General features: G+C 73.6%; 11 protein-coding genes. 5 read left to right on the top strand and 6 right to left on the bottom strand.

The features are described from left to right. Nucleotides 1–15: 15 nt before the first annotated feature. Together ABME02_RS01050 and ABME02_RS01045 are read left to right on the top strand one after the other, a co-directional pair. Nucleotides 16–1,365, top strand: a complete 1,350-nt coding sequence (locus ABME02_RS01050) for a Gfo/Idh/MocA family protein (RefSeq protein WP_353813407.1) — start codon at nucleotides 16–18, stop codon at nucleotides 1,363–1,365. 99 nt (nucleotides 1,366–1,464) lie between these two features. After that, a complete protein-coding gene (locus ABME02_RS01045) occupies nucleotides 1,465–2,526 on the top strand; it encodes a DUF2510 domain-containing protein (protein ID WP_353813406.1) in 1,062 nt (353 codons plus the stop codon). 8 nt (nucleotides 2,527–2,534) lie between these two features. Here ABME02_RS01045 and ABME02_RS01040 read toward each other — a convergent pair whose 3' ends face one another. From ABME02_RS01040 to ABME02_RS01020, 5 genes are read right to left on the bottom strand one after another with little or no spacing between them, the layout of a single operon-like run. Beyond that, a complete protein-coding gene (locus ABME02_RS01040; protein ID WP_353813405.1) occupies nucleotides 2,535–3,704 on the bottom strand; it encodes an MFS transporter in 1,170 nt (389 codons plus the stop codon). A gap of 8 nt (nucleotides 3,705–3,712) precedes the next feature. After that, nucleotides 3,713–5,251: an aldehyde dehydrogenase (NADP(+)) gene (locus ABME02_RS01035; RefSeq protein WP_353813404.1), complete on the bottom strand. Its 1,539-nt coding sequence runs from the start codon at nucleotides 5,249–5,251 to the stop codon at nucleotides 3,713–3,715. Beyond that, nucleotides 5,248–6,360: a mandelate racemase/muconate lactonizing enzyme family protein gene (locus tag ABME02_RS01030; RefSeq protein ID WP_353813403.1), complete on the bottom strand. Its 1,113-nt coding sequence runs from the start codon at nucleotides 6,358–6,360 to the stop codon at nucleotides 5,248–5,250. Before ABME02_RS01030 ends, ABME02_RS01035 begins: the two co-directional genes overlap by 4 nt. Next, entirely contained in the window at nucleotides 6,357–7,355 is a 999-nt protein-coding gene (locus ABME02_RS01025) for a 5-dehydro-4-deoxyglucarate dehydratase (protein ID WP_353813402.1), read from the bottom strand. Before ABME02_RS01025 ends, ABME02_RS01030 begins: the two co-directional genes overlap by 4 nt. Continuing rightward, nucleotides 7,352–8,296 (bottom strand): NAD-dependent epimerase/dehydratase family protein, encoded by a 945-nt coding sequence (locus tag ABME02_RS01020; protein ID WP_353813401.1) that lies wholly within the window; start codon nucleotides 8,294–8,296, stop codon nucleotides 7,352–7,354. Before ABME02_RS01020 ends, ABME02_RS01025 begins: the two co-directional genes overlap by 4 nt. 233 nt (nucleotides 8,297–8,529) lie before the next feature. Between ABME02_RS01020 and ABME02_RS01015 the strand changes: the two genes are divergently transcribed. From ABME02_RS01015 to ABME02_RS01005, 3 genes are all read left to right on the top strand, one after another. Next, nucleotides 8,530–9,537, top strand: coding sequence for a LacI family DNA-binding transcriptional regulator (locus ABME02_RS01015; protein ID WP_353813400.1), 1,008 nt, complete (start codon nucleotides 8,530–8,532; stop codon nucleotides 9,535–9,537). Next, a complete protein-coding gene (locus ABME02_RS01010) occupies nucleotides 9,534–10,607 on the top strand; it encodes a M24 family metallopeptidase (protein ID WP_353813399.1) in 1,074 nt (357 codons plus the stop codon). The genes ABME02_RS01015 and ABME02_RS01010 overlap by 4 nt, the downstream gene beginning before the upstream one ends. Before the next feature lie 242 nt (nucleotides 10,608–10,849). Next, nucleotides 10,850–11,230 (top strand): hypothetical protein, encoded by a 381-nt coding sequence (locus tag ABME02_RS01005; protein ID WP_353813398.1) that lies wholly within the window; start codon nucleotides 10,850–10,852, stop codon nucleotides 11,228–11,230. A gap of 173 nt (nucleotides 11,231–11,403) precedes the next feature. Here ABME02_RS01005 and ABME02_RS01000 read toward each other — a convergent pair whose 3' ends face one another. Continuing rightward, on the bottom strand, nucleotides 11,404–12,156 hold the full coding sequence (locus tag ABME02_RS01000; protein ID WP_353813397.1) for a DUF4304 domain-containing protein: 753 nt from the start codon (nucleotides 12,154–12,156) through the stop codon (nucleotides 11,404–11,406). Nucleotides 12,157–12,345: the final 189 nt, after the last annotated feature.

Below are 12,345 nucleotides of genomic sequence, written 5' to 3'. Positions count from 1 at the left end.
GTGAGTGGAGCAGCGATGGCGCAGCGGGAACGGTACGGACTCATCGGCGCGGGCAGCCGGGCCGGGATGTACATCGGGGCGATGAGCGGCACCGTGCTCGGCGCCGAGCGCGTGCCCGAGGTCGCCGAGCTCGTCGCGTGGTCCGACGTGAACCCGGGCCGGCTCGACGTGTACGAGCGCGAGGTCGTCGGGGCGGGGCATCCGTCGCCCGCCCGCTACGGCGTGGACGACCTCGAGGCGATGATCGCCGACGAGCGCCTCGACCGGGTCGTCATCACGACGCCAGACTTCACGCACGCGGAGTTCATCGTGCGCGCGCTGCGCGCCGGCGCCGACGTCGTCGTCGAGAAGCCGCTCACGATCGACGCCGAGAGCGTGCGGCGCATCGGCGCCGCCATCGCCGAGACCGGTCGCGAGGTCATCACGACGTTCAACTACCGCTACAGCCCGCGCAACTCGACGCTCCGACGCGTCATCGCCGAGGGGCGCATCGGGCGGGTCACGAGCGTGCACTTCGAGTGGGCGCTCGACACGGTGCACGGCGCCGACTACTTCCGTCGCTGGCACCGCGACAAGGCCAACTCGGGCGGGCTGTTCATCCACAAGGCCTCGCATCACTTCGACCTCGTGAACTGGTGGATCGGCGCCGCGCCGGTTCGGGTCTTCGCGAGCGGCGGGCTCCGCTTCTACGGCGCTGAGAACGCCGTGTCGCGCGGGCTCGGCGAGCGCCCGTCCCGCGGAACGGGTGCGGGCGAAGCCGGCGGGCCGTTCTCGCTCGACCTCGCCGCGGACGCGCGCCTGAAGGAGCTCTACCTCGACCAGGAGCACCACGACGGCTACCTGCGCGACCGCGACGTGTTCGACGAGGGCATCACGATCGAGGACAACCTCGCCGCCCTCGTGGACTACGACTCGGGCGCGACGCTCAGCTACTCGCTCAACGCGCACGCCCCTTGGGAGGGCTACCGCGTCACGGTCGACGGCACCGAAGGGCGCGCTGAGCTCGAAGTCGTGGAGCGCGGCGCCGTCCTCATCGGGGAGGACGGCCGGGTGGTCGTCGACCCGAGCATGCACCCCGACCACTCGCCCGTCGACGAGGTCCGCCCCGACAGCGAGCGGCTCGTGGTGCAGCGGCACTGGGAGGGCGCGCAGGTCGTGCCCATCCCCGAGGGGATCGGCAGCCACGGCGGCGGCGACGCCTACCTGCTGCAGCACCTGTTCGACCGGGTGACGGATGACGCGCCCCTCGGCCGCGTCGCCGGCTACGCCGACGGCGTGCGGGCGGTCTCGGTCGGCATCGCCGGGAACCGGTCGCTCGAGACCGGCGCGCCGGTGCGGATCGCGGACCTCGACCTGGGCGTCTGAGCCGCCCGCGGCATCCGCTCGCCGATCGCTCGAGCGCTGTGTCGCCCGTGGGGCTTAGTACCCGAGCGGATGCCCCGGGCTGCTGCGATCATCGCGACCATGAGCGATCCGACGAGCGCGCCTCCGGGCTGGTACGACGACGGGCGCGGACAGCAGCGGTACTGGGACGGCACGCAGTGGACCGAGCACACGGCACCGCTGCCCACCGCACAGGATGCGACGCGGCCGTACGACACGGCCGCGGTCGGCGGTGACGCGGAGCCCGGCTCGTCGCCGTACGCCGACACGACGCCCTTCGCGGGCCTGCCGACGACCGGACCGGCCGGGTCCGGCGCCGCGCCGCCCGCGGGCTACACGGGGTACGCCCCGTACGGCGGCGCCCCGGGCGCCCCCGGTGCTCCGCCCGAGCCGGGCGGCACGAACGTCCTCGGCATCGTCGCACTGGTGATCGCCGCGATCGGGTTCGTGTTCGCGTGCATCCCGTTCGTGCAGGTCGTGGGGCTCATCCTGCTGCCGATCGCGTTCGTGCTCGCGATCGTCGCGCTCTTCCTCAAGGGCCGGAAGTGGCCCGCGATCACGGGCCTCATCCTCTCGGTCGTGGGCGGCATCATCGGGACCATCGTGTTCGCGGTCGTCGCGCTCGGCGTGTTCGGCCAGATCGTCGACTCGGGCGTGATCCAGGACGAGATCGACCGGCAGCTCGAGGAGGAGTTCGGCGAACCGACGGGTCCGGCGACCGAGGAGCCCGGCGAGGAGGCCGGTGAGGGCCAGGTGCTCGAGTTCGGCGAGACCATGGTGTGGAGCAACGGCGTCTCGATGACGGTCTCGTCGCCCGAGCCGTTCACGCCCTCCGACCTGTCGGCCGGCGACGACCAGGCCGCGAACATCGTCTTCACGCTGACGATCCAGAACGACTCAGGCGAGAACGTGCAGCCCGTCGTGTTCTCGCAGCTCTCCTCGGGCGGCGTGGAGGCCACGCGCATCTTCGACGTCGGCGCCGAGGGCGGTCAGGTCGGCATCCCGCCGACCACGGCGGTCCTGCCCGGCTCGTCGATCACCTGGAACGAGGCATGGTCGGTCGCCGACCCGGGCTCGCTCACGATGCAGACGGCGCCGTCGTTCGAGTACGAGGACGTGATCTTCACCAACGTCGCGGAGTAGGCGATCGATCAGCTGCCGTCGATGGCGGCGGCGTGCGTCGGGTAGGCGAGCAGCATCGCACCGGATGCGATCCAGACGACCCCGATCGCGACGATGAGCGCCTCGGCGCCCACGCCGGCGGCGAGACCGGCGACGGCGGCGCCCGCGGCGGCGGCCGCCGCGCGCAGGCCCGCGCCGACCGTGAAGACCTGCGAGCGCAGCGCCGGCGGGCTCTGCTGCTTGCGGATGAGCAGCATCGCGGCCGCGCTCGGCGCCGTGAAGAGGCCCGACGCGCCGATCGCGGCGATCGCCCAGGCCGGGCCGAGGTCGAATGCGGCGACGACGGTGCAGAGCCCCGTCGCGGCGAAGCCCCACCCCATGACCCATTCGGGCGAGCGACGCGGCGGCCGGCGGGAGTTCCACAGTGCGCCGACGAGCCCGCCGATCGCGAACGACGTGACGATGATCGCGCCCTCGCCCGCGTCGCCCGAGCGGGCGACCGAGAGCGCGACCGCGGCGATCGCGAGGCCGCCCGAACCGAACTGGCTGAGCGTGCCGCTCCAGGTGATGACCGCGAGCGGACGGTGCGTCGCGATGTGGCGGAACCCGGCGGCGATCGTGCCGAGGAACGAGGGGCGGTCGTCGGGGGACGCCGAGGCCGGATGCAGCCGCAGCGGGACCGTGCCGATCGCGCCGACGAGTGCGCTCGCCGCCATCGCGATCGTCGCGATGCGCGCCGATCCGAGCGCCGCGGCCGCGGCGACGGCGGCCGGACCGGCGACGGCCCCGAGGTTGTATGCGAGCGCGTCGATCGCGTACGCGCGGCGCTCGTCGGGGATGCCCTCGGTCACGAAGCTCGACAGCCCGCCGAAGACGAACGGGGTGACCGTGCCCGCCGCGACGAGCGCGATCGCGATCGCCCACGCGGGCATGGGCCCGAGGAACGCCGCGAAGGCGTACGCCGCCGCGATGACCAGCCCGGCGCCGGCCACGAGCACGCCCGGACGGCGGCTTCGGTCGAGCATCGCGCCGGCGATCGGCGCCGCGACGATGCTCGGGCCGAGCGCGGCGGAGGCGAGGAGGCCGCCGACGGCGACGCCCACGCCCTGCTCGACGGCGAGCACCGGGATCGCGATCGTGATCCCGCCGACCGCGAGCCGCGGCGGCGTGGCGGCGACGAGGTAGGAGGCGACGCCCACGCGGCGGCTCAGCCGGCGGCCGGGCGGTGCCCCGCGGCGCCCGCCGGCAGCACGAGGGCCCCGTCGATGCGGCGCGGGATCCCGAGCGGGTTCCCGTCGCGGAGCTCCGGCGGCAGGGCGGCATCCGGCGCGTCCTGGAACGCGATGGGCCTGAGGAACCGCCGCATCGCGGTGACGCCGACCGACGTGTGGATCGACGTGGTCGACGGCCACGGTCCCCCGTGCTGCTGAGCCCAGCTGACGGCGACACCCGTCGGCCAGCCCGCGAAGAGCACGCGGCCGGCGATCTCCGACAGCACGTCGACGATCGGGCCGAGCTCCTCGCCCGGCTCGGCGTGGACGGTCGCGGTGAGGCTGCCGCCCACGGCCCGGACGGCGGCGAGCGCGTCCGCGACGTCCGCGTACTCGACGACCAGCGTCGACGGCCCGAAGCACTCGTGCAGCAGCGCGGCGGGGTCGGCGATCACGGCGGCAGTCGTGGTGCGGAGCACGACGGGCGAGCCGGTGCCGGCCGACTGCGCCGCCGGGTCGCCCGCGACGACGTCGACGCCGTCGTGACCCGCGAGTCGCGCGACGCCCGATGCGAAGGCCCCGGCGATGCCGTCGGTGAGCATGAAGACCGCGCCGGCGGACGCCGCGGCGAGCGCCGCCGCGACGCGCTCGCCGAAGCCGGATCCGGCGGGCACGAGCACGACCCCGGGGTTCGTGCAGAACTGGCCGGCGCCGAGGGTGAACGACGCGGCGAGGCCCGCGGCGAGCTCGTCGGCGCGGGCGGCGATCGCGGCGGGCGTGATGAGCACGGGGTTCACGGCGCTGAGCTCGCCGTAGAACGGGATGGGGTCGGGGCGCTGCTGCGCGAGGTCGAAGAGCGCCCGCCCGCCGCCGAGCGACCCGGTGAAGCCGACGGCCCGGATCTCGGGGTGCTGCACGAGCGCGACGCCGGTCTCGTGCCCGGTGACGTGCGCGAAGACGCCCTCGGGGGCGCCCGCGGCGGCGAGCGCGGCGCCGACGACCTCAGCGGTGCGCGCCGACAGGCGCGGGTGCGCGGGGTGGCCCTTCACGATGACGGGGCAGCCGGCCGCGAGCGCCGACGCGGTGTCGCCGCCCGCGACCGAGAAGGCGAACGGGAAGTTCGACGCGCCGAACACGGCGACCGGCCCGAGCGGGCGCAGCATGCGACGCAGGTCGGGGCGTGGGGGGATCGTCGTGGCGTCGGGGTGGTCGACGGTGGCCTCGAGGTACGACCCCTCGAGGATCGCGTCGGCGAAGAGGCGCAGCTGCGCGGTCGTGCGGGCGACCTCGCCGTTCAGGCGCGCGGCGCCGAGGTGCGTCTCCTCGTCGGCGATCGGCACGAGCTCGTCGCGCGCGGCGTCGAGGGCGTCGGCCGCGGCGCGGAGCCACGCCGCACGCTCGGCGGCGGTCGAGGCGACCGTGACCGCGAACGCGTGCCGCGCCGCGGCGGCGACCGCGTCGAGCTCCTCGCGCGTGGTGTCACCGGTCGTCGCGGGGGCGGCGGTGGCGCGTTCGGATGCGGCGGTGTCGGTCATCGGTCCTCCGTGGGTGGGACGGATGCCGCGGCATCCGTCAGCTCGTTCGAGAAGCGTACGCCGAGCCCCGGCTGCCCCGTCGTGGACACCGTGGCGCCCGAGACCGCGACGGGCGACGGCGCGGCGAGTGCGCCGAGCGCCGCGAACGACGCATCTTCGACGGACTCGACCAGGGGCTCGCCGGGGAGGGCGAGCGCGAGCTGCGCGGAGAGCTCGAGCAGCAGGTGCGGGGCGAGGCCGACGCCGCGGTCGGCGGCGAGGTCGGCGATGCCCAGGAACGGCGTGATCCCGCCGACGCGCACCGCGTTGGGCTGCACGAGGTCGACCGCACCGGCATCGATGAACTCGGCGAACCGGTATCGGGTGTGCAGGTTCTCGCCGAGCGCGACGGGCACCTCGATGCGGCGCCGCAGCTCGATGTGCCCGTGCAGGTCGTCGGCGCGGAGCGGCTCCTCGATCCACGCGAGGTCGAATGCGGCCAGCTCGCCGATCGCGCGTTCGGCGTGCTCGAGGCGCCAGCGCTGGTTCGCGTCGATCATGAGCCCGCGTTCGGGCCCGAGCACCTCGCGCACCGCGGCGATCCGCTCGACGTCGCGCGCGAGGTCGGGGCTGCCGACCTTGACCTTCACGGCGTCGAAGCCGGCCTCGACCCAGCGTTCGGCCTGTGCGACCAGCTCGTCGAGGGAGTAGTGCAGGTTCACGCCGCTGCCGTACACGGTCGCGGCCTCGTGGCGGCGGCCGATGAGGTCGGTGACGCCGACGCCGGCGCGACGCGCGGCGAGGTCCCACAGCGCGAGGTCGAGCCCGGCCATGGCGATCGTCGTGATGCCGCCGCTGCCGCCCTCGTGCAGGTGCGCCCAGAGCGGCTCCCAGAGCGCGGATGCCTCGGCCTCGCGCCCGAGCGCGAAGTCGGAGATGTCGCGGTCGAGATGGGCCCGCACCGCGGCGGCGCCGATCGTCGGCGTCCACGAGAAGCCCCAGCCGACGGCGCCTCCGGAGTCCTCGACCTCGACCTCGATGACCGAGAGGTCGCGGACGTCGGGCCCCCACGGCCGGAGCAGCGGGATGCGGATCGGGCGCGTCGCGATGCGCGCGATGGCGGCGGTCACCGCGACGCGGCCCCAGCCGCATCCGCCGGCGCCGTCGTCGGGCAGGCCGACGTCGCCGGGCGCGTCCCGCCGAGTTCGACGAGCGCGAGGCCGCAGTCGAGGATCGCCGCGAGCCGCTGCTCCTGCTCGGGCGTCGGGTCGACGAGCGGCGGGCGCACCGACCCGACCGGCAGGCCGCGCAGGCGGAGCCCCGCCTTGATGAGCGACACCCCGAAGCCCGGTGTCTCGTCGCGGAGGCGCACGAGGGGCGTGTAGAACTCGCGCAGCAGCGACATCCGCGTCGTCTCGTCGCCGTCGACGTAGGCCCGGTAGTGCAGCGCCGCGAGCTCGGGGATCATCGCGAACGCGGCGGACGAATACAGCGGGATGCCGATGCCGCGGTACGCGCCCTGGCTGAGCTCGGCGGTGAGCAGGCCGTTGAAGAACGCCCAGTCGTCGCGGCCGGCGGCCTCGGCGGCGACCACGATCTCCTGCGCGAGGCCGATGTCGCCCGTGCCGTCCTTGAAGCCGACGACCTTGGGGTTCGCCGCCAGCCGCGTGACGGCGTCGGCCGTGTAGCGGGCCGTGCCGCGGTGGTAGACGACGATGGGCAGGTCGGATGCCGCGGCGACCGCCTCGACCCAGGCGACGAGCCCGTCGGTCGTGCCCGACACGAGGTACGGCGGCAGGAGCAGCAGGCCGTCGGCGCCGGCCTCCGCGGCGCCGCGCGCGAGCTCGATCGCGTGACCGAGCGGCCCGCCGGCGCCGGCGATCACGGGCACGCGACCCGCCACGACGTCGACGCTCGTGCGGACGACGTCGATCGCCTCGCGCGCCGACAGCGCGTGGAACTCGCCCGTGCCGCAGGCCGGGAACACGCCGCCGGGGCCGAACGGCAGGCGCGTCTCGAGGTGCTCGCCGAGCACGTCGAGGTCGACGCGGCCGTCGGCGTCGAACGGGGTGACGGGGAAGAAGAGCACCCCGTCGAAGTCGAGGCGTCGGGTGGCGGCGGTCATGCGGTCCTCGTTCCGATGGTGGTGGCGGATGATGCGGGGGCGGAAGCGGCTGGTGCGGATGCCGCGGCTGCGGCGAGTTCGGTGCGCCAGTCGCGGCTCGGCGACCAGCCGAGGCGGTCTCGCGCCTTCGCGATCGAGAAGACGGGGGCGGTGCCCGTGAGCTCGTCGGCGGCAGGGCCGAGGGCGGGCGCGACCTCGCGCCACAACTCGGCGACCGGCCGTTCGGCGAGCGCGTCGGCCGCGCCGACGAAGAAGCCCTCGCCGTCGACCGCGTCGACGGGGGCCGTGAGCCAGGCGTCGACGAAGCCGGCGACGTCGCGCGCGTCGATGTAGTTGAACAGGCTCACCGCCGCGAGGGCCGGGTCGGCGAGCCGCTCGGCGACGGTGTGTCCCTGCTGGGTCGGCGCGCCCGCCCATTCCTCGGGCGAGATCACGTAGCAGGGGCGGAAGAACCCGAACGCGCCGGGTGCGGTGCGCGCGAACATCCGCACCGTCTCCTCGATGACGACCTTCGAGAGGGCGTACGCGTTCGCCGGCGCGAGCGGATGCGTCTCGTCGATGGGCACCGCGGTGGCGCGCCACGCGGGGGAGGAGTACCCGACGGGCGTCGGGCTCGACGCCGCGAGCACGCGTCCGACCCCGGCGGATGCCGCGGCCGCGAGCACGTCGTGCGCGAGCGCGGTGTTGGTGAGAAGGATGTCGCGCTCGGGCGCGCTGAACGGCACGGCGATGCCGGCGAGGTGCACGAGCGCGTCGGGGCGGAGGTCGTCGAGTGCGTGACCGGCGGCACCGGGTGCGGCGAGGTCGACCGTTCGCTCGTCGACGCCGACGAGCGACGCCGGGGCGCGGTCGAGGCCGATGACCTCGTGGCCGCGCGCCGCGAGCCCGGTCGCGAGCGAGCGCCCCAGGCGGCCGGACGACCCGGTGACGACGACGCGCATCGATGCTCCTTGTTCGCTGGGACGGAAACGAGAAAGCGATTTCTCAGAACGAGCCTAGGCGAGGCAAGCCGACACCGGCAACCCGGGCGCTACACTGAGGAACCGATTTCCCGGCGCGCCTCGGCGTTCGGGGAGCGCGCGGGGCCGCGACCGGCCGACGCGCGGCACGGCGACGACGCGCACCGCGCGCCGCGGCATCCGGAAGGGGACGCATGGGCGACCGAAGCAGGGGCGTGACGATCTCCGACGTCGCGGCCCACGCCGGCGTCTCACCGGCGTCGGTGTCCCGAGTGCTCAACGGGCGGGCCACCGTCGACCCCGAGATCGTGCGCAGGGTGCAGGCGTCGATCGCGACGCTCGGCTACGCCCCGAGCCTCGTCGCGCGCAGCCTCGTCAGCGGCCGGAACGCGACCGTCGCGATGGTCGTGCCCGACCTCGAGAACCCGCTGTTCCAGGGCATCCTCAAGGGACTCAGCCTCGCGGCGGCCGATGACGGCTACCGGGTGCTCGTCGCCGACACCGCCGAGCGTGCCGACGACGAGGAGGCGATCGCGATCGAGGCGCGCCAGCGCTGCGACGCGCTCGTGCTCTGCGCACCGCGCATGCCCGAGGCGAAGCTGCGTCGGCTCGTCGAGCGCGTCGCGCCCGTCCTCGTCGTGAACCGCCAGCTGCCCGACATCGAGGTGCCGATCGTGGGCGTCGACTACGTCCGGGGCATCCGCGACCTCGTCGACCACCTCGTCGGGCTGGGCCATCGCCACCTCGCGTACGTCAGCGGCCCGGAGACGAGCGCGTCGAACGCCGAGCGGCTGCGCGGGGTCGAGGAGGCCCTGGCGATGCATCCGTCGGTGCGGATCGACCGCATCCCGGGCGGATCACGACCCGAGGACGGCGAGGCGGTCGCGGCCGCCGTCGTCGAGGCGCATCGGGATGGCGCCACCGCCGTCATCGCGTTCAACGACCTCGTCGCGCTCGGCCTGCTCGCCCGGCTCCGCGAACTCGGCATCGACGTGCCGAGGGAGCTCTCCGTCGCGGGCTTCGACGACGTGCCCATGGCCCGCTACGCGACGCCGCGGCTCACGAGCATGTCGGTGCCGCGCACCGAGATCGGCGCGCAGGCCTGGGCTCGGCTCCGCACCCTCATCGGCGGTGGCCCCGTCGAGCACACCGTGCTCTACCGGCCCCGACTCGAGGCCCGAGAGAGCACGGCGGCCCCCGCGACGGTCGGGGCGTCGGCGTGAGCGCGCTCGCGCCAGCGGCATCCCTGCTCGGAGCGGACCGCCCGGCCAAGCGCGCCCGCGTGCTCGACCTGCTCGAGCGGCGCGGCGCCTCGGCGCTCCTGCTCCGCTCGCACACCGCGCTCGCGTGGTACCTCGACGGCGCGCGCACGCACGTGTCGCTCGCGGGTGACCCGGTCGTCGCGGTCGTCGTCCGTCCGAGCGGCGACGTGCTGCACGTGTTCTCGAACGAGGCCGACCGCCTGATGGCCGAGGAACTCGGCGATGCGTCCGACCTCGAGGTCGTCCGCGTGCCGTGGCACGACCCGCTCGTGCCGGCCGGCCTCGACGCCATCGACGAAGCGGATGCCGCAGTCGACCTGCGCGCAGCCCGCGCCGCGCTCCTGCCGGCCGAGCTCGCGCGGTATCGCGCCCTCTGCCGCGACGTCGCCGAGGTGATGACGGATGCCGCGCTCGCCGCGTCGCCCGCCGACTCCGAGCGCGCCGTGGCCGCGCGCCTGTCGGGCGACCTCGCCGCGCGCGGGATCGACCCGCTCGTGACGCTCGTCGCCGGACGATCCCGGCTCGCCCACCGGCATCCGCTGCCCACCGACGCACCCCTCGGCGACCGCGCCATGCTCGTCGTCTGCGGTCGCCGCCACGGCCTCATCGCCGATGCGACCCGATGGGTGCGCTTCGGCGACGCCGACCCCGCCGAGACGGATGCCGCGCGCCGCATCCTCGACGTCGAGGCCGCGTTCCTCGACGCCACCGTGCCCGGCGCGCGCCTCGCCGACGTCTTCGCGACCGGCACCGCCGCCTACGCGTCGCACGGCTTCGACCCGCACGAATGGACGCGGCACCACCAGGGCGGCGCAGCCGGCTACGCCGGCCGCGACCCGCGCGCCGTGCCCGGCCTTCCCGACGTCGTGCAGCTCGGCCAGCCGTTCGCGTGGAACCCGACCGCGCCCGGCGCGAAGGTCGAGGACACCGTGCTCCTCGGCGCCGACGGGATCGAGGTGCTCACCGTCGACCCTCGCTGGCCGACGGTCTTCGCCGGCGGGCGCGCGCGGCCCGCCGAGCTGCTGCAGTGATGGCCCCCTCATCGCGTCTTTCGTCGCCGCCTGCGCGACGGCGCTGCCGCGACGGTGCCTGACCGGATGCCGCGCCGCAGGCGGCGCACGGGACGTGGTCTCGGTGGACGACCGTCATGCGGGCGCCGGCACCTCTGGTCGACGGTCGGATTGTGCAGGGCAGGCCGGATCCAGTCGTGCCTCCAGTGCACAGATCGACCGGGAATGGTGCGCCGATCAACGTCAGCGGTACTCTCGGGGCCGTGATCATCGCGATCTTTCGTCGCCGCCTGCGCGACGGCGCGACCTTCGACGACTTCATCAGCGCGTGGGAGGCCGACAAAGGCTTCGGCGTCCCGGCTCGGGTGTTCAACGCCGTCTCCGTCGACGACTCGCGCGAGATCCTCTCGGTCGGTTTCGTCGACATCGCCGCCACCGACCTGGAGGCAGAGGGCGCGCATGTCAGCCTCCAGGAGGCGGTGCGGCACTCTCGGATCGACGAGGTGATCGAGAGCACATTGCTGCACGCCTACTACGACCTCCACACCGAACACGACTTCACTGCGGATCCGCGTACCGTCGAGATCGGTTCGCTGACGAGCATGCTGTCCGCACTCGCGCCGAAATCATCGGCCAGCGACTGATCAGTGGCCGGTCCCACTCCGGGGAACCGACAACGCTTTCAGCGGCAGCCGGACGCGTCGCTGGAGCGACCGGCTTGCGGGCGCCGGCACCTCTGGTCGACGGTCAGATTGTGCAGGGCAGGCCGGATTCGGTCGTGCCTCCAGTGCACAGATCGACCGGCTCCCGGGCAAACCTACGACGATGAGACCTGCGACCTGAGCCACGGCAGACCATGTTCGGTCAGATTCGAGAGGACATCCGATTCGACGACCGCAAGGTCCTGGCCAGGATAGATGCGCCACCACTTGTCTTCGCGATCGTCGACCAGCATGCCGATCCGTTCCTGGCGTACGGAGTCCCCATAGTGCGTCAACGGGGAGGGCTTGGCTCCGTAATGGGGCCTCTGCTCAACGAGTTCAGCCCATACCGTGCGCCGCACGACCAGCAGATTCACCGTGAAGCGCAGTTCGGCCCGGTCGCTGTACCACGACTTCTGAAACCCGATCAGCGCCCAGTGTGTGTCCGACGTGAGCGCATATCGACCCCCAGAGCCAGTCAATCCGTTCAGCCTCATCGCAGGCGAAATACGGTCCCTGATGAGCACTGCGTAGAGGTCTTGCGCCCTGACCTCGGGGGTCAAGGGCGCTGGGCCGCCCCGCCGTCGCGTGCGCCAAGCAAGGAAGTCTTCAGGAATCCGGGCCACAGCCCAATGATGTCGACCCGCGCCAACAGCAGGCCAGCGCCAGTATCCCCTCTGAGCGACGGCATTCGAGGCGACTTCCGCATGGAGCATCAAGCGGTGCGTCGAATCAGTGGGCTGGACCTCGCAATCGCTATTGCCGGGGCAGCGGTCGCCATAGGCGTCACGGTCTCGGTCGAAAGGTACCTCGCCGCCGCCATGATTGCGGTAGTCGCCACGTCGGGAACGATCTGGCAGGTCAGCCAAGCGCGAAAGGACACCAAGCGCGTCGGTTGACCCACGTGACCGTCCGTCGACTCCGTTGCCTGGACGGCGCGATGAGGGATCGTTCGTGCGTCGCCGGCATCTGGGCGCGGTTGGTCGACATGTGCGAGCCTTGCCTGGCGGGGTCGAGATCAGCCGAGCAGTCTGAGGGCGGATTGGTGTGAGAGCAGG

The organism is Agromyces zhanjiangensis (genome assembly GCF_040496055.1).
GTDB lineage: Bacteria > Actinomycetota > Actinomycetes > Actinomycetales > Microbacteriaceae > Agromyces > Agromyces zhanjiangensis.
The sequence above is the reverse complement of the archived record's forward strand: the minus strand, read 5'-3'. Positions and strand labels throughout refer to the sequence as shown.